The 17,097-nt window shown below is 72.2% G+C and carries 18 protein-coding genes; 10 read left to right on the top strand and 8 right to left on the bottom strand.

What is annotated here, in order from left to right; genetic code table 11:
* The first annotated feature begins 6 nt into the window (after positions 1–6).
* From BJF79_RS02415 to BJF79_RS02395, 6 genes are all read left to right on the top strand, one after another.
* Entirely contained in the window at positions 7–1,083 is a 1,077-nt protein-coding gene (locus BJF79_RS02415; protein ID WP_075894794.1) for an alkene reductase, read from the top strand.
* 126 nt (positions 1,084–1,209) lie between these two features.
* Positions 1,210–2,556, top strand: a complete 1,347-nt coding sequence (locus tag BJF79_RS02410; protein WP_075894793.1) for a glycoside hydrolase family 1 protein — start codon at positions 1,210–1,212, stop codon at positions 2,554–2,556.
* A gap of 111 nt (positions 2,557–2,667) precedes the next feature.
* The gene (locus tag BJF79_RS02405) at positions 2,668–3,063 is read left to right on the top strand and encodes an SCO5389 family protein (RefSeq protein WP_075894792.1); all 396 of its coding nucleotides are present in this window, start codon (positions 2,668–2,670) and stop codon (positions 3,061–3,063) included.
* A 388-nt stretch (positions 3,064–3,451) separates the two neighbouring features.
* Positions 3,452–3,988 carry a hypothetical protein gene (locus BJF79_RS58175; RefSeq protein WP_262401425.1) on the top strand — a complete coding sequence of 179 codons (537 nt, stop codon included), beginning with the start codon at positions 3,452–3,454 and terminating at the stop codon, positions 3,986–3,988.
* Between the two features lie 73 nt (positions 3,989–4,061).
* Positions 4,062–4,229, top strand: a complete 168-nt coding sequence (locus BJF79_RS58170; RefSeq protein WP_262401424.1) for a BON domain-containing protein — start codon at positions 4,062–4,064, stop codon at positions 4,227–4,229.
* Positions 4,226–4,987, top strand: a complete 762-nt coding sequence (locus tag BJF79_RS02395; protein WP_075894791.1) for a metallophosphoesterase — start codon at positions 4,226–4,228, stop codon at positions 4,985–4,987. Before BJF79_RS58170 ends, BJF79_RS02395 begins: the two co-directional genes overlap by 4 nt.
* Positions 4,988–5,000: 13 nt before the next feature.
* Here the strand turns inward: BJF79_RS02395 and BJF79_RS02390 are convergent, their stop codons facing one another.
* Positions 5,001–5,849: an SDR family oxidoreductase gene (locus BJF79_RS02390; protein ID WP_075894790.1), complete on the bottom strand. Its 849-nt coding sequence runs from the start codon at positions 5,847–5,849 to the stop codon at positions 5,001–5,003.
* A 186-nt stretch (positions 5,850–6,035) separates the two neighbouring features.
* On the opposite strand from BJF79_RS02390, the gene BJF79_RS02385 reads away from it, so the two are divergent.
* Positions 6,036–6,809, top strand: a complete 774-nt coding sequence (locus tag BJF79_RS02385) for an SDR family oxidoreductase (RefSeq protein ID WP_075894789.1) — start codon at positions 6,036–6,038, stop codon at positions 6,807–6,809.
* 8 nt (positions 6,810–6,817) lie between these two features.
* Positions 6,818–7,582, top strand: coding sequence for a crotonase/enoyl-CoA hydratase family protein (locus BJF79_RS02380; protein ID WP_075894788.1), 765 nt, complete (start codon positions 6,818–6,820; stop codon positions 7,580–7,582).
* Positions 7,583–8,889: 1,307 nt separating this feature from the next.
* Here the strand turns inward: BJF79_RS02380 and BJF79_RS02370 are convergent.
* The 4 genes from BJF79_RS02370 to BJF79_RS02360 all read right to left on the bottom strand — a co-directional run bounded on the left by BJF79_RS02370 (position 8,890) and on the right by BJF79_RS02360 (position 12,295).
* Positions 8,890–10,170 carry a GDSL-type esterase/lipase family protein gene (locus tag BJF79_RS02370; RefSeq protein ID WP_075894787.1) on the bottom strand — a complete coding sequence of 427 codons (1,281 nt, stop codon included), beginning with the start codon at positions 10,168–10,170 and terminating at the stop codon, positions 8,890–8,892.
* A 43-nt stretch (positions 10,171–10,213) separates the two neighbouring features.
* Positions 10,214–10,735, bottom strand: coding sequence for a hypothetical protein (locus BJF79_RS58165; RefSeq protein WP_262401423.1), 522 nt, complete (start codon positions 10,733–10,735; stop codon positions 10,214–10,216).
* A complete protein-coding gene (locus BJF79_RS02365) occupies positions 10,684–11,646 on the bottom strand; it encodes an MFS transporter (protein WP_262401422.1) in 963 nt (320 codons plus the stop codon). Before BJF79_RS02365 ends, BJF79_RS58165 begins: the two co-directional genes overlap by 52 nt.
* A gap of 151 nt (positions 11,647–11,797) precedes the next feature.
* On the bottom strand, positions 11,798–12,295 hold the full coding sequence (locus tag BJF79_RS02360; protein WP_075894786.1) for a carboxymuconolactone decarboxylase family protein: 498 nt from the start codon (positions 12,293–12,295) through the stop codon (positions 11,798–11,800).
* Positions 12,296–12,597: 302 nt separating this feature from the next.
* On the opposite strand from BJF79_RS02360, the gene BJF79_RS02355 reads away from it, so the two are divergent.
* Positions 12,598–12,966: a hypothetical protein gene (locus BJF79_RS02355; protein WP_143219645.1), complete on the top strand. Its 369-nt coding sequence runs from the start codon at positions 12,598–12,600 to the stop codon at positions 12,964–12,966.
* Between the two features lie 12 nt (positions 12,967–12,978).
* Here BJF79_RS02355 and BJF79_RS02350 read toward each other — a convergent pair whose 3' ends face one another.
* The 3 genes from BJF79_RS02350 to arfB all read right to left on the bottom strand — a co-directional run bounded on the left by BJF79_RS02350 (position 12,979) and on the right by arfB (position 16,068).
* Positions 12,979–13,836: a transporter substrate-binding domain-containing protein gene (locus tag BJF79_RS02350; RefSeq protein ID WP_075894784.1), complete on the bottom strand. Its 858-nt coding sequence runs from the start codon at positions 13,834–13,836 to the stop codon at positions 12,979–12,981.
* A 39-nt stretch (positions 13,837–13,875) separates the two neighbouring features.
* Positions 13,876–15,321, bottom strand: a complete 1,446-nt coding sequence (locus tag BJF79_RS02345; protein WP_075894783.1) for a hypothetical protein — start codon at positions 15,319–15,321, stop codon at positions 13,876–13,878.
* A 321-nt stretch (positions 15,322–15,642) separates the two neighbouring features.
* Positions 15,643–16,068: an alternative ribosome rescue aminoacyl-tRNA hydrolase ArfB gene (gene arfB / locus BJF79_RS02340; protein ID WP_075894782.1), complete on the bottom strand. Its 426-nt coding sequence runs from the start codon at positions 16,066–16,068 to the stop codon at positions 15,643–15,645.
* A gap of 79 nt (positions 16,069–16,147) precedes the next feature.
* Between arfB and BJF79_RS02335 the strand changes: the two genes are divergently transcribed.
* Entirely contained in the window at positions 16,148–16,972 is an 825-nt protein-coding gene (locus BJF79_RS02335) for an oxygenase MpaB family protein (protein ID WP_075894781.1), read from the top strand.
* The last annotated feature ends 125 nt before the right edge of the window (positions 16,973–17,097 follow it).

The raw sequence follows: 17,097 nt of genomic DNA, 5'->3' as shown, positions 1-17,097 counted from the left end.
GACATGATGGACGAGCTGTTCGAGCCGCTGCCGATCGGGAAGCTGGAACTGCCGAACCGGCTGGTGATGGCGCCGATGACCCGGAGCAGGGCGTTCGCGGGCGGCAAGGTGTCGGAGCTGACGGCCGAGTACTACCGGCAGCGGGCGGGCGCCGGGCTGATCGTGAGCGAGGCGGTCCAGCCGAGCGTGCGGGGCCAGGGGTACATGTGGACGCCCGGCCTGCACTCCGCGGAGCAGGTGGCGGCGTGGCGGACGGTGACGGACGCGGTGCACGCCGAGGGCGGCCGGATCTACGCGCAGATCATGCATTCGGGACGTGTCGGGCATCCGTCGCTCTATCCGGACGGCGGCCTGCCGGTGGGGCCGTCGCCGATCGCGTCCGGCGACCGCATGTTCCACCCGGACGGCATGCTCGACCACCCGGTGCCGCGGGAGATGACGCGGGACGACATCGCCGGGGCCGTCGCCGACTTCGCCGCCGCGGCGCGCAACGCGATCGACGCCGGGTTCGACGGCGTGGAGATCCACGGGGCGAACGGCTACCTGATCCACCAGTTCCTGGGCGACGGCAGCAATGTGCGGACGGACGAGTACGGCGGCTCGATCGAGAACCGGATCAGGTTCGGGACGGAGGTGGCGCGGGCGGTCGCGGACGCGATCGGCCCCGAGCGCGTGGGCTTCCGGGTGTCGCCGGGCAACCGGGCCTGCGGGGTGAGCGAGAGCGATGTGCCGGACCTTTACGCGGCGCTCGTCGCGGCCCTCGCCCCGCTCGGCCTCGCGTACCTGCACGTCATGGAGATGGGCAACCGGGACGTGACCCGGCTGATCCGCGACGGGTGGCCGGGCGCGCTCGTCCTGAACCCGCACCCGGTGGCGGACGGCTCCCCGGCGAGCCCGGCGGACGGCGCGGCGGCGCTGCGCGACGGCGTCGCGGACGCGGTCGCGCTGGCGCAGCTGTGGCTGGCGAACCCGGACCTGCCGGAGCGGATCAAGGCGGGCGGCCCGTACAACGAGGCCGACTCCGCGTCCTTCTACGGCGGCGACCACCGCGGCTACACCGACTATCCGACGCTCGCCGGGTGACGGTTCCCCGCCCCGCACCGTTTCTCACGGTGCGGGGCTCGCCGGATGTGGCCGTCCGGGGGGATTGACGGGGGCCTCTCTTGGATCTGTAGTCCGAGGAAGGCTCATGTTCATCGGAGGTTCCCCGTGCCCCGCCGATCCACCAGATCCCGTAGTGCGCGTCTCCTGTCCGTCCTGGTGCTGCTCGCGGCGCTCGCGTCACCCGCGTTCGTGTCGTCCGCGGCGGCGGACGCCGGTCCCGGCACCGCCAGGTTCCCGGCGGACTTCCTCTGGGGCGTCTCAACGAGCGGTTTCCAGGGCGAAGGCCACTTTCCCGACAGCAACTGGACGCGCTACGTCGAGCGGCGCGCGGGCGAGGTCGAGGACGACTACGGCGACTCGGTCGATTTCCGGCATCGCTACCCGAGTGACCTGAAGCTCGCGAAGGGGCTCGGCGTGAACGTCTTCCGGACGTCGATCGAGTGGGCGCGCCTCGAACCGCGCCGCGGGCATCGCGACCCGGACGCGATCGCCTACTACGACGACCTGATCCGCCGCATCCGCGCCGCCGGGATGCGGCCGATGCTCACCCTCGACCACTGGGTCTACCCGGGGTGGGTCGCGGACCAGGGCGCATGGGACGACCCGCGCACGCAGGACGACTGGCTCCGCCACGCCCGGTTCGTCGTGAACCGGTACAAGGACATGGACGTCCTGTGGGTCACCTTCAACGAGGCCAGCTCGTACATCTACCGGGAGTTGACGCACCGTCCGATGGACCTCGGGCAGCTCTTCACGATGCAGAAGGCCCTCGTGAAGACCCACCGGGCCGCCTACGACATGATTCACCGCATCGACCCGGGCGCCATGGTGTCGAGCAACATCGCCTACGGCACGCTCCTGAACGGGCTTTTCGATGCGGCCCTGTTCAATGAGGCCACCGACAAACTCGACTTCATCGGCGTCGACTACTACTACGGCGCGAACCTGGAAAACATCAGCGCCGCCCATGCGCTGACGGGCGAACTGTGGAAGATCGACCCCGCGCCAGAGGGGTTGTACTACGTCCTCAAGCAGTACCACCTGCGCCTACCGGACCTGCCGATCTACATCGTGGAGAACGGCATGCCCCTGGAGGACGGCAAGCCGCGCCCAGACGGCTATACGCGCTCCGACCATCTGCGTGACCACATCTACTGGATCCAGCGGGCCATGGCAGAGGGCGTTCCGGTGATGGGCTACAACTACTGGAGCCTCACCGACAACTACGAGTGGGGCAGTTACCGGCCGCGCTTCGGCCTCTACACGGTCGACGTGCGGACCGACCCGTCCCTGACCCGGCGCCCGACCGACGCCGTGCCCACGTACCGGTCGCTGATCGCGCGGCGGGGCGTCCCGTCCGGGTACGTCCCGGTCCGGGAGCCGGGGTGGTGCTCGATCGGCGATCCCCTCGGCAGTTGCTTCGGGACGCCCGCGACCCCGCCCGCTTCGTAGCCGCACGGACGCCGCCGTCCGGAAACTCCCGACTTCCTCGGACTGGAAATGACAACCGTTTTCGTGTGAGAGTGGAGGCGTCCTGCCCAGACCGCAGAGAGGGAGTGCGTCATGTCGCTGACCGTCGACGACCGGCTCATGGAGACCGCGATGAGAGGAGAGGTGGACGACGCGTCGTTCGTCGCGTGCGTGCGCGCCTCGCTGCCGTACGCGTGGGAGGTGATCAGCGGCGTCGTCGAGCGGATGCGGGCGGGCGGCGAGGGGTTCGCCGACAACCGGACCCCGCCGCCGGACGAGCGGGCCCGCGGCGAGCTGCTGCGGGCGCTCGCGAGCGACGCGATGCGCGGCGCCCTCGAACGCCACTTCGGCGTGCGGCTCGCGTTCCAGAACTGCCACCGCGTCGCCGCGTTCGACCCGCACGCCGAAGGCGCCGCCGAACGCCGCGACCGGTTCGTCTCCCCCCGGGCCCAGCTCCTCAACCAGTCGCCGGAGCTGATCGACTGCTGACCACGCTGTAGCGGCGGCGGCGGGCCCTCCGGGCCCGCCGCCGCCGCGGAGTACCGGGCCCGGTTTCGTTGGGGGCCGGTTGCGGTTCGCGCGGGTTCAACGTCCTTGGGTCTTAGAGCGGCCGTGGAGTATCGGGCCCGGTTTCGTTGGGGCCGGTCGTGGTTGCGTGGGCTTGCGGTCGGTCTGGGGTGGCTGGCGCGCGCTTGGGGGGTGCCCGGGTGGGTGCTGAGGGGGATGCGGTCAGGGCGAGTGATCCTGGTTTCAGTGGGTACCGCGAATGCGACCGCCATCGAAGTCAGGGGGTCGCGTGGGAGACGTGCAGACCCGGTCGTGGTCCGCCGGGCGCGGTTCCGGGACTCCGGGACCGGGCGGGGCCGCGAAGGGGCTGATGCTGAGCCTGAAGCGGGCGGCGGCGGCGATGCGGGACGCGGACGTGGGGTACGCGCTCGCGGGCGGGTTCGCGGCGTACGCGCACGGGGCGGCGGTGTCCACGCACGACGTCGACTTCGTCGTCCGGCCGGAGGACGTCTGGACGGCGCTCGGGGCGCTCGGCGACGTCGGCATGTCGCACCTGGAGAGCCCGGAGAACTGGCTGGAGAAGGCGTGCGACGGCGAGCACGTCATCGATCTGATCCACACCCCGTCCGGCCGTCCGGTGGACGCCGCGCTGCTCGGCCGGACGCACGAGATGCCCGTCGGCGCGGTGTTCATGCCGGTGCTGCCCGCCACGGACCTGGCGATCATGCGGCTGCTGGCGTTCACCGAGACGGCGTGCGATTTCAGCGGGTTCCTGCACGTGTGCCGGGCGCTGCGGGAGCAGGTGGACTGGACGCGGGTCGCGGCCGAGACCGCCGAATCCCCCTACGCCTACGCGTTCCTCACCCTGCTCGTCCGGCTGAACGTCATCGAAGGGGGCGTCCTGTGACTGATCCATCCGCGTACATATCCGCACATATCCAGGAACGCCTGCGACCGAGGCGCACGAGCTCGGCATCCGCGTGGACGTCCGCGGCGACGTCGTCCACCTGCGGGGGCAGGTGGCGAGCGAGGAGCAGCGCCGGGACGTCGAGGAGGCCGCCCGCGCCGCCGCGGAGGGCCACCGCATCTGCAACGAGGTGTCGGTCTTCGAGGTCCGCGAGCCGGACCGGGAGGAGAGGATCTCATGATCCGTGTCGCTGCCGCGGGCGACCTGCACGTCGGTCCGGAGTCGGCGGGGAAGTACCGGGAGCACCTGCACGGGATCGCCGACCACGCGGACGTGTTCCTGATGGCCGGCGACCTCACCCGGCACGGCACGCTGGAGGAGGGGCGGGTCGCGGCGGGGGAGCTGCGCGACCTCGGCATCCCGGTGATCGCCGTGCTCGGCAACCACGACTACCACAGCGACCTCGAAGCGGAGATGGCCGATGTGCTGCGCGAAGCGGGCGTCACCGTCCTGGAAGGGGACGGGACGGTCGTGGAGTGCGACGGCGTCCGGTTCGGCGTCGCGGGCGGCAAGGGGTTCGGCGGGGGCTTCGAGGGGAAATGCGCCGGTGAGTTCGGCGAGGCGGCGATGAAGGAGTTCGTCCGGCACACGAAGGACTTCTCGGCGCGCCTCGGCACCGCGCTGCTGGAGCTGGACGCGGACGTGCGGGTCGCGCTGACGCACTACTCGCCCGTCGAGGACACCCTGGAGGGGGAGCCGCTGGAGATCTATCCGTTCCTCGGCAGCTACCTGATGGGCGAGGCGATCGACGCGGCGGGCGCCGACCTGGCCGTCCACGGGCACGCGCACAAGGGCACGGAGAAGGGGCTGACGCAGGGCGGCGTGCGGGTCCGCAACGTGGCGCTGCCGGTGCTCCAGCACGCGTACGCGCTGTACCGGCTGGAGACGCCCGCGAGCGCGGGCGCGGGGCGCGTCGAGGAGCGCATGTCCGCCAGGTAGGGCCGGGGGTCCGTCAGCCCGGGTGGATCTCGCCGCCGGCCGGGACGAGCGTCTGGCCCGTGTAGTACGACGACGTGCGGTTCGCGGCGAAGAAGACGTACGACGGCGCGATCTCGTCGGGGTCGGCGGGGCGCCCCATCGGCGCCTGCTCGCCGAAGCCCTCGACCCTCTCCGCGTCGAACGTCGCGGGGATCAGCGGCGTCCAGACCGGGCCGGGCGCGACGCAGTTGACGCGGATCTCGCGCTCCATGAGGTTCTGCGCGAGGGACGCGGTCAGCGCCATCACGGCCGCCTTGCTCGCCGAGTAGTCGATCAGCGTCTTGTTGCCGCGCAGCCCGTTGATCGAGCCGGTGACGACGACGGACGAGCCGGGGCCGAGGTGGTCGAGGGCCTCCTGGATCGTCCAGAACACCGCGTAGACGTTGACCTCGAACGTGCGCCGCAGTTGCGCGTCGTCGACCTCGCGGACGTCCCCGACCGGGGTCTGCGTGCCGTGGTGCAGGACCAGGACGTCGAGTCCGCCGAGGTCGCGGACGGTGTGCCGGACGATCTCGCGGGCGTGCCGCTCCTCGGCGAGGTCGCCGCCGAACGTGACGCAGCGGCGGCCGGTCGCGGCCACGAGGTCCGCGGTGTGCCGGGCGTCGTCGTCCTCGCTGAGGTAGGTGATCGCGACGTCCGCGCCCTCCTTGGCGAACGCGACGGCGACGGCCCGTCCGATGCCGGAGTCGCCGCCGGTGATCAGCGCGCGGCGTCCGTCCAGCAGGCCGCTGCCGGTGTAGTCGCGCATCTCGTCCTTCGGCCTGGGCGTCATGTCCCGGGTACGGCCCGGGTAGGACTGGCTCTGCGCCGGTCTCTCGCTCATGTGCGTCCCTCCCTCGGACCCGGTAGGGCCGGTGCCCGGAGCGTCCGGGGGCAAACGCGACCCCTATTGTGACTCCCGGGTAACATCCGCGCCTCCGCAATCCGCCGGGGTGTGAGCAGAGAGCGCGGTGACGTCTGGGTAACATCACCCCGAACCACATTCGGTCCCTCACGTAAGGTGCTGCTTATGGACCTGAACGGAGTTTCCGCCGTCGTATCCGGTGGCGCGAGCGGTCTCGGCGAGGCCACCGTCCGATCGCTGGCCGCCGCGGGCGCGAAGGTCGTCGTCGCCGACCTGAACGAGGACAAGGGCAAGGCCCTCGCCGACGAGATCGGCGGCGTCTTCGTCAAGACGGACGTGTCGAGCGAGGAGCAGGTGCAGGCCGCGGTGCAGGCCGCCGTCGACACCGGCGCCCCGCTGCGCGTCATCGTCAACAGCGCCGGCATCGGCTGGGCGTCGCGGACCGTCGGCCGGGACGGCACCCCGCACGACCTGAGCGCGTTCGAGACCGTCATCCGGGTGAACCTCATCGGCACCTTCAACCTGATGCGGGTCGGCGCTTCCGCGATCAGCAAGACCGAGCCCGCGGACGCCGACGGCCTGCGCGGCGTCGTCGTCAACACCGCGTCCGTCGCGGCGCTGGAGGGCCAGACCGGCCAGGTCGCGTACTCGGCCTCCAAGGGCGGCATCGTCGGCATGACGCTGCCGGCCGCCCGCGACCTCGCCGCGATCGGCGTCCGGGTCAACACCATCTGCCCGGGCATCATCGACACCCCCATCTACGGCGAGGGCGAGGCCGCGGACGCGTTCAAGGCCAAGCTGGCCGCGCCCGTCCCGTTCCCGAAGCGGATGGGCACGGCCGCCGAGTTCGCGCACCTCGTCAAGTCCCTCATCGAGAACGACTACATGAACGGCGAAACCATCCGCTTCGACGGTGGTATCCGCTTCCAGCCGAAGTGAGGCACTGAATGTCCGACGCTGTTCTGACCGAAGAGGACGGGGCCGTCCTCACCATCACGATCAACCGTCCCGAGGCCAAGAACGCCGTCAACAGCGAGGTGGCGCAGGGCATCGCGGCCGCGATGGAGGAGCTCGACACCCGCAAGGACCTGTCGATCGGCATCCTCACCGGCGCGGGCGGCACGTTCTGCGCCGGCATGGACCTCAAGGGGTTCCTGACGGGCGACAACCCGATCGTCGAGGGCCGCGGGTTCGCGGGGATCGTCGAGCGCCCGTCCAGCAAGCCGCTGATCGCGGCCGTCGAGGGCTACGCGCTCGCCGGCGGCTGCGAGGTCGCCCTCTCCTGCGACATGGTCGTGGCGGCCAAGGACGCCCAGTTCGGCCTGCCCGAGCCGAAGCGGGGCCTCGTCGCGGCGGGCGGCGGCCTGCTGCGTCTCCCGCAGCGGATCCCGTTCCACATCGCCATGGAGATGGCGCTGACCGGCGACAAGTACGCCGCGGAGCGGATGGCCGAGCTCGGGTTCGTCAACCGGCTCACCGAGCCGGGCGGCGCGCTCGCGGCGGCCAAGGAACTGGCGCTGAAGGTCGGCGAGAACGCCCCGCTGGCCCTCGCCGCCACCAAGAAGATCATCGTCGAGTCGCCGGACTGGTCGGACGCCGAGACGTGGCAGAAGCAGCAGGAGATCACGCTGCCGGTGTTCACGTCCAAGGACGCCCAGGAGGGCCCGGCGGCCTTCGCCGAGAAGCGCAAGCCGAACTGGACGGGCGAATAACCCCCGGTAACCCTTCGCGTTTCGCGCATCACGCAGAGAACGCCCGGAACCCCTGGTTCCGGGCGTTTTCCTGTTTTCTTGTGGCCTGTTCTGGAACGCCCCTTACCGATCAGTAAGCGGCCACGTACTGTGTTCCCTGCCATAACTGATCTTGGGAGCGGATATGCGACGGAAAACGGCGATGGTGACCGCCGTGGCCTGCGGGGTCGGGACGCTCGCCCTGGCGGCGCCCGCCCATGCGGCCGGCTGGCGGGACGTCCCCAGCGCGGCCCTGAACTACGACGGCAGCCTCGACAAGGTCGACTTCGGTACGAAGAACGCGGGGTGGGCCGTCGGTTCCGCGGGCAACTTCTTCAGCCCGCAGACCAAGCTCGTCCGGTGGAACGGCTCCGGCTGGGTCGCCGACCAGAGCCCCATCGGCTTCACCCCCGTCGACGTCGCCGTGGCCGACGCCGACAAGGCTTGGGTCATCGGCTACACCTGGAACGGCACCAAGGGCCTGTACTGGAACGGCACCAAGTGGAGCGAGGTGACGTACCCGCTCGTCGGCTTCCCGGTGGCCGCCGACGCCGCCCCCGACGGCGCCGCCTGGTCGATCGCCGGCCTGGACTCCTTCGGCGGCGGGCCGTGCGCCATCCTCCGCTGGACCGGCGACGCCTGGGTCGACCCGCAGGTCCCGCTCCCGCCCTCGTCGACCATCACCGCCCTGGACGTCCGGGCCGCCGACGACGTGTGGCTCGCCGGGACCGTCTCGTCCACCGGCACCGAGGTCAACGGCCTCGTCATGCACTTCAACGGGACGAAGTGGACGACGATGGTCGTGCCGGGCTCGATGGGCTTCCCGGGCTTCGCGGGCGCCATCGCCCGCATCGTCGCGCACGGCCCGAACAACGTGTACGTCCTGCGCCACGCCCAGAACGCCCAGATCACCAACGCGCTCCTGCACTGGAACGGCTCGTCCTGGCGGACGATCAACACCCCGCTCAACACGGCCGGCCTCGGCCTGTCGTCCGACGGCGGCGACGGCGTGGTGATGACCCCGGCCTCGACGAGCGGCAGCACGCGGTACCACCACTACGACGGCGCGAACTGGACCACCCGCGCAGCGGCCCGTCGCGCGCCGGGACGATCGTGCCGGGCGACATCGACGACCGTCCGGGCACGTCCGGCCTCGTCGGCGTCGGCTCGGCATCCGGGACGGGCGGGAAGGCCCCGTTCATCGAATACTTCGACTGACCCGATCGACCGCGGCGGCCGGGAAGGGGCTCGGGCCCCTCCCCGGCCCGCCGTCGCGTCCGTCGCGACCGTCACGCCAGGGCGGCGAGGTCTATCGCGGCGGCCATGGTGCGGTATCCGGCGGGGCTCGGGTGGATGTGGTCGCCCATGTGCAGCCCTTCGGGGATGCGGCCGGTGCCGGACGGGTCGAGCGCGCGGTCGAAGTCGGCGACGGCGTCGTACTCGCCGGACGTGCGGATCCACCGGTTGACCTCGCGGCGGACCGCCTCGCCCTCGGCCGTCCAGCCGGCCGACCCCGCGTAGGGGGCGAGCGTCCCGCCGACGACCCGGACCCCGCGGGCGCGGGCCGCGCGGACGAGCGCGCGGTACCCGTCGATCAGCCGTGCGGCGGTGACCGGCGGGTCGTCGCGGTCGACGCCGCACATCCGGTCGTCGGGGAGCTGGATGTCGTTGATGCCGATCAGCACGATCACCGTGCCGACGCGGGGCTGCCCGAGGACGTCGCGGGCGAACCGGGAGATTCCGGCGTCGCCGCCGCAGGCCGAGTCGGCCAGCAGCTTGTTGGAGCCGATCCCGGCGTTCAGCACCGGGCGCGGACGGCCCGCCGCGCGCAGCCGCACGGCGAGCGCGTCCGGATATCGGTCGTCGCCGTCGATCGTGGCGCCGAACCCGTCGGTGATCGAGTCGCCGAAGGCCACGACCGCGTCCCGCGGCGGGCGTCCGCCGGAGACCTCGACGCCCTCCAGGAAGTACCAGGAGCCGTAACCGGGCACGACCTTGTCGGTGTACGCGGCGGCGCCGGTGTCGCGACGGCGGTCGCCGTCCGCCCGGTAGGTGGTGGTCATCGACACCTGGTGGTAGGTCGCCGGGCCGGTCGGCTCCGCGAAGTACAGCGTGATCGTGAGCCGCTCGCGCGCCTCGACCGGCAGGGCGACCGGGTCGCTGACCGTCCGTCCGCCCGCCGGGACCGTGACGGACGGCGAGCGCCCGAACCGCACCGGACGCATCGTGCCCGGTTCGACGGCCGCGCCCTCGGCGGTGCGTCCCACGCTCGCCCCGGTGACGCGCAGCGGCGCGGTGCCGTACGCGTTCGACAGCCGGATCCGCACCTTGGACCCGCCCGCGCCGAGACGGACGACCTGGCGCAGCGACTGATCCTCGAACCCTTGCTCGGCCCAGGTCGGGAACCAGGGCGCACCGGACGGACGCATGACGGCCGCCGTCCACGCGCCGCTCCATCGGGTGCGGGCGGGCGCGGCGTCGGCGGGGGCCGCGGCCGCCGCGAGCGTCGCGGTGCAGGTCACCGCCAGTGCCGCTGCGGCGAGGACGGTCCCGCTCTGACGAAAGAACATGCGAAATCCCACGCTTTCTCGGTGATATCGATGGTCGGGCGGCTCAGACGGGGGTCGGGGCCGGTTCGGGGGCGGTGTCCGGTTCGGCCGGCGTCGCGGTGCCGCGCGGGACGAGGACGACGGCGAGCACGCTCGCGGCCAGGGCCAGCGCGGCGGCGGTGAGCATCCCGGCCCGGTAGCCCTCGGTGAGCGCCGCGATGCCCGTCCCCGCGGCGTCCGCCGTGACGGCGGTGGAGATCGCGACGACGGCGGCGAGGCCGAGCGAGCCGCCGAACTGCTGCGCGGTGTTGAACAGCCCGGACGCGAGCCCGGCCTGCTCCGGACGGGTGCCGGAGGTGGCCCCGATCGTGGTGGTGACGAACGCGAGGCCCGCGCCGACGCCGATGAGCAGCGTGGGGCCGAGCACGTCGACGGTGAACGAGCCGTCCGCCGACATGCGGGAGAACCACGCGAGCCCCGCGGCCGTCACGGCGAGCCCGATCGCCATGGACGTCCGCAGCCCGATCCGCGCGATCAGCGCGCCCGCCGCACCGGCGGTGGCGGCGATGGCCAGCGCCAGAGGCAACTGCGCGAGCCCGGCCTCGACCGGCCGAAGCCGAGGACGCGCTGCATGTAGAACGTCAGGTAGAAGAACAGCGGCGCCATCGCCGTCAGGGTCAGCAGCGCGACGGCGTTCGACCCGCGCAGCACCCGCTGCCGGAAGATCCGCAGCGGCACCAGCGGATGCGCGGACCGCGCCTCGACGAGGAAGAACAGCCCGATCAGCGCGAGGGCGAGCGCGCCCTGTCCGAGGGTGCGCGGCGACGTCCAACCGGCGCCGTCCGCCCCCACCACCGTGTAGACGAGCAGCGCGAGCCCGCCGGTCGCGGTCAGCGCGCCGGGCAGGTCGAACCCGCGCGCCGTCCGGTCGGACGCCTCGGGCAGCAGGCGCGGCGCCAGTGCGATGGCCGACAGCGCGAGCGGCACGTTGACGTACAGGGTGGCCTGCCAGCCGAACCACTCGGTCAGCATCCCGCCGAGGATCGACCCGGCCGCGCCGCCCGCCCCGGCCACGGCGCCGAAGACGCCCATCGCCCTGTTCCGGTCGGGCCCGGGCGCGAAGATCGTCATGATCAGCGACAGCGCGGCCGGGGACACCAGCGCCGCGCCGACGCCCTGCGCGGCGCGCGCGGCCACCAGCGTTCCGGCGTCGGCGGCGAGCCCCCCGGCGAGCGAGGCGGCGGCGAACAGCGTCATGCCGATGACGAACATGCGGCGGCGTCCGGCCAGGTCGGCGGTCCGGCCGCCCAGCAGGAGGAGCCCGCCGAAGGTGAGGGTGTAGGCGTTGGCGACCCACGACAGGTCGTCGGGGGCGAAGTGCAGTTCGGCGCCGATGGACGGCATCGCGACCCCGACGATCGAGGCGTCCAGCACGAGGACGAACTGGGTGGCGGCGAGCAGCGCGAGCGCGAGCCCCCGCCTGGAGGCATGCGTCATGGTCACTTCTTCCGGGGAGGGGGCGCACCGGCACGGGGCGGCGCCGCACGTGCCGGTGCGCGGAGGGGGACGGCGGCCGGAGGCGACGCCTACGACGGCCCGCCGGAACGGGGAGGACGGACGGGGAGGACGGCGGGATTCGCGCCGGGAGCTACTCGGCCGGGCGCCACTGCTCGGCGGGCGCGGCGCCCGGGAGCGGCCTGCCGATCAGGGCCAGCGGCGTGAAGAAGCCGACCTGCCCGATCGCCATCGCCAGCGTGGCGAGGGCCTTGTCGCCGTAGTGCCCGGACGCCTCGGCGTACAGGTCGTCCGGGACGCGCTCGCCGCCCGCGTTCGGGGTGAGGACGGCCTCGACGAGCGCGAGCGCCGCGCGTTCGGCGCCCGTGAAGTACGGCGCGTCCCGCCAGGACGCGACGGCGGTGATCCGCTCGTCCGACTCCCCGGCCCGGCGCAGGTTGCCGGTGTGCAGGACGGTCAGGTAGGTGCTGCCGACGAGCTGCCCGGCGCGCAGCTGCACCAGCCCGATCGTCGTCTGCGGGATCGAGCCGTTCCCGACGGCCTTGAACATGGCACCGCCGACGTTCCCCAGTTCGGGGACGAGCTGCTGCGGGTTCGGCAGCCGGGAGGCGGTGGTCTCGGTCGCGGTCATGATCGGTTCTCCTTCGCGGTGGTGACCCGGCCCGGACGCGTTCCGTCCGGGCCGACACCGCACTGACGTACCGGGACGAACGGATGTGACCGTCCGCGCGAAGTTTTTTCGCGGACGTCGCGGACGTCGCGGACGTCGTGGACGCGGCGTCCGGTGCAGCCGCGCAAAAGCGACTTAATTCGCCAATAGGTATGGCGTTCTCGCGAGGCTTGCTTCGCGTCGAAAATTCATGGCAGAGTGCTGATGCAGGTACGCGAAACCAATGATCAGAGTACGTTCGCCGTTGTTCGTGAGGAGCGTAGATGAGGGGCCGAATTTACCTTTCCGTATTCGCCTGCGCCGCGGTGTCGATCGCGATTCCGGCGCAACCCGCGTGGGCGAGCGACGCGACGCTCAAGATCGATCGCTCGTTCACCGTCAAGAGTCCCGACGCCAGGGCGCACTGGGACGACAAGACGGACACGCTCTGCGTCCGGGCCTACACCGGCTACGCGTCGGCGGAGTTCGCCCGGCCGAACGGTGCCGCCGTCGACATCGAGGCCCGTCCGCGCGACGGAAAGGTGTGCACCGGCAATCTGAAGATTCGGGAGGATTACCGGACCACTCTCTGGTTGCACCATCTCCACGGAAAACACGGCTGGAAGACCAAGAAGAAGGGCTTTTACACCTGACGTCCGAACGCGTCAGGCGCAGCCCTCGAACTGCGGGACCGTGGTCGGCAGCTCCAGCCCCGAAGTGCCGAACCACTGGTTGAGCATGGTCGTTGCGGCCCCGCTCTGGTACATGTCGGTCAGGATCCGGTTCACCTCGCGGCAGCCCGCCCGGTCGCCCTCGCGGAGCCCGATGCCGTACTTCACGTCCGTGAAGGGTGCGTTGACCACGGTGGTGCCGGGCGTGTCCGCCGCGAGCCCGGCGAGGACGAGGTCGTCGGTCGAGACGGCGTCGACGCGTCCGGCCGCCAGCGCCTCGGCGCACGAGCCGTAGGAGGACGCCGGGACGGGCGTGGCGGCCACCTCCTGCTCGCCGGTCACCTGCCGCCAGGACTCGGAGCCGGAGACCCGGCAGAGCCGCTTGCCCCGCAGGTCGTCGACGTCGTCGATGGACCGTTCGTCCTGCCGGACGAGGATGTCCTGATGCGCGAGGTAGTACGGTCCGGCGAAGGTGACCCGTTCCTTGCGCTCCGCGGTGATCGGGTAGGCCGCGACCACCATGTCGAACGTGCCGTCGCGCAGCGCGCTCTCCGGGTCGGCCGCGCCGAGCGGCCGGACGGTGAGGTCGGTGAGGCCGACGTCGAGCTGTCCCGCGACGTAGACGGCCACGTCCTTCTCGAAGCCTTCGAGTTCGCCCTCCTCGTTGCGGACGGACAGGCCCGGCAGGCCCTCGTCGACCGCGACCACCAGCTCGTCCCGTCCGGTGATCGACTCGGGCTCGTCGGCGTACACCAGGGGCGCGACCGTCACGGCCGCCAGCAGGAGCAGCACCGCGAGCCCGGCGAGGCCGAGCGTGGCGACGAGGGTGAGGGGGCTGCGGGGGGTGCGCACGGGCGGCTCCTGTTCTCGGCGCTCGGGGCCGGATGTGGGTCAGCGGTACTCCGCGAGGCGGGGCCAGACTCCGGCGACGACGAGGGCCGCGATGGCCAGGGCCGCGGCCGGTAGCAGCCAGGGCATCGGCCGCAGCGCCTGCTCGGCGCGGAGCGCGGCGTGGACCCGGCGGTACTGGTGGTGGCTGACCCGGGCGTCGAGTTCCCGGTCGTACGACCGGAAGGTCGGATGCGGCAGGTTTCCCCAGCGGGGGTCCATGTGCGCGCGGGCCGCCGCGTCCAGGCGTCCGCCGTCGGCCAGTTCCCGGACGTCCCGGTTGTGGTCCTGGTAGCGCCCGTAGGCCGTCAGCAGCGCGCCGAAGTCGCCCGCTCGCGCCACCTCCCCGCGCGCCCGCCTGCCGTAGTAGCCCCCGAAGTCCACGGCGCGCGGGTTCCCGTCCCAGCCCGCCACGCTCCGGCCGAGTTCCCGGTAGTAGGCGTCGAGGCCGGTCGCTCCGGCCAGGTGGAGGAGCGTCTGGGACTTGTCGAGGTAGCGGTTGTCGTAGCGTCCGGCGTTGTCCGGATCGACGATCTGGCGGGCCCGGTCGGTGTCCATGCCCGTGCTGAGGGCCTGGACGCGGGTCAGGGCGAGGACCGGATCCAGGCCGGCCGTCTTCGCCGCCTCCAGCCGGTCCGCCTCGGTGTCCAGCCGCGCCGCCGCCGTCACCGTCAGCGCCAGTGCGCCCGCCAGCGCCGCGGCGAGCGGCGCCGACAGCAGCCGCCGGAACCGCCGGGCCAGGTACACCTGCAGGCTCCCCACCGCCGCCAGCAGCGCCAGGCCCGCCGCCAGCACCCGCAGCCGTCCCGCCCGGACGGCCGAGTGCTCCTCGCGGTAGGCGGTCGCGACGTCGGCGGCGCTGTCGGCGACCAGGTTCGACGCCTCGGGCAGCAGCTCGCGCGTCATGAGCGCGGTCGCCGTCCGGTACTCCCGGACAGCCGCCTCCGGCAGCGCCGCCGCCGTCCCGTCCGTGCCCTGCCCGGAGTCCGCCGCGGCCGTCATCGCCGCCTGAACGTGCCGGTCGTAGGTGTGCAGCGTGTTCAGCACCGACCGGACGGTCCGCAGCCGCGCCCCCTCCCCGCCGGCCAGCCGCGTGGCCGACAGCGCCGCCTGCTGCGCGTCCTCGCGCCGGATGTCGTACATGTAGCGGGCGCCGCTGCGCTCGCAGCCGGACCCGTCCACCTCCGGGGCGCACAGCCACCCGGCCTCGCCCCCGGTCAGCAGGACCCGGGTCACCTGGGCGTCCATCTCGGCGAGCGCGAAGTACATGTCGCCGATGTTCTCCGCCAGGGGTCCCTCGCGCTCGCCCAGCGTCCGCGCGCCCTCGCGCCCGTCCCGGACCGCGAAGCCCGCCGAGACGACCAGTACCACCAGCGCCAGCAACGCCAGGGCGGCCAAGGCCCGGACCCTGCCCTCGACGGTGCCGAGCCCCAACAACTTGACGGGCACGTCCGCCCCCTCCTGACGCGACACCGAGACCGGTATTCAAGTCTCGGGGGACAGGCCGGAATCGGCAAGATCGCTACCGCGGCGACAACCGGCCACTTCCCGGTCCCGCCGGACGTCCGCGCCTCACGCCTCCGCGGCCCGCTGCTCCGCGATGTCGGGGCGGTGGTTGGAACCGGGGCCGTACCAGTCCAGGCAGACGACGGTGGCGTCGTGACGAGTTCCAGCACGCCCATCGCGTCGCCGCGGTTGGTCACCGGCGCAAACTCACCGGGGATGCGGGTCCTGGGGCGGTTCGAGGGGGCGGATCAGGGGGGAACCGGGTCAGTCCCAGCGGCGCGAGCGTTGGCGCTTTACCTCGGAGCGTCGCTTCTTGTTCTCCAGGCGGCGTTCGTTGATGCCGCGCGGCATCTTCTTCGGGATGCGCTTCTTCGGTGGCGGTGCGATCGCATCGCTCAGGACGGACGCCAAGCGCGCGCGGGCGGCGTCGCGGTTGCGTACCTGCGAGCGGTACTCCTCGGCACGGATCGTCAGGACGCCTTGGACGAGACGTCCCGCGAGGCGTTCGAGGGCGCGGGAGCGGTACGGCTCGGGGAGTGACGGGGAGTTCGCCACGTCGAAGGAGAGTTCGGCGGCGGTGGCGCTGGTGTTGACGTGCTGCCCGCCGGGCCCCGAGGAGCGGGAGAAGCGCCAGCCCAGTTCGGCCTCCGGGACGGAGACCGGGCCGCGGATCGGGATCGAGTCGGACATGCGGGTGATTATCCCCGCTAGGGGGCGATCTTGTCCCCCGGGTTTTCTCGTCTGCAAGCACTTACTTACACTGATCGTCATGACCGAGGGACTGTTCCGGGACGAGGACCTGATCCGCGAGATCACCCGTGAGGGCGCGCTCATCGCGGCGGGCGGCGCCGCGTCGCTGCTCCAGACCGCCCACCCGCAGGTGGCCCAGGGCGTGTACGACCACAGCTACACGGCCGAGGATCCGCTGAGACGCCTGCAGAACACGATGGGTTGGCTGTACGCGGTGCAGTTCGGCACGAAGGAGGAGGCCGAGACGTTCAGCGCCCTCGTCTGGAAGGGGCACGAACAGGTCACCGGCCCCGGATACCGGGCGAACGACCCCGACCTCCAGGTGTGGGTGGCGGCGACCCTGTTCGCCGTGGCCGCGCAGTTCTACCAGGCGCTCTTCCGCCGGAAACTGGACGAGCGGGAGCTGGAGGAGTTCTACGGGCAGACGAAGGTCTACGCGACGATCATCGGCTGCCCGGACGGCCGGATGCCCGAAACGTACCGGGACTTCCGCGTGTACTACGCCGAGATGCTGCGGACCATCGAGATCAGCGACGCGTCGCGGGCCGTCGCCGACCAGGTGCTCAACCCGAAGATCCGGGGCGGACGCCTCGGCGCGCCGGGCCTCGCGGCGATCCGGCTGCTCACCGCCGGGCTGATGCCCGCGCCGATCCGCGAGCAGTACGGGTGGAAATGGACCCCGGCGCGGCGGTTCCGGTTCCGGCTGCTGATCGGCGCGCTGTCGCTGGTGTATCCGCGCCTGCCGCTGCGGGTCCGGACGCTGCCCCGCGACTACTACCTGGCCACGACGCGCAAGATGCTCGCCAAGGTGCGGCGCGTCCCCGTGATCGAACGGGCCGCCTGAACGAAGGGCGGGCGCTCGCCCGGACGAAGAGCGGACGGCCGCGCGTCCCCGCTGGTAGGGGACGCCGCGGCGGCCCGGTCGAGGTCGCCGCCGGACCCGGCCCGGCCGGACGCGACCTCCCGCCC

The organism is Actinomadura sp. CNU-125 (genome assembly GCF_001942465.1).
Classification (GTDB): domain Bacteria; phylum Actinomycetota; class Actinomycetes; order Streptosporangiales; family Streptosporangiaceae; genus Spirillospora.
Note: the sequence above shows the minus strand (reverse complement) of the source record. Positions and strands in the feature narration are given on the sequence as shown.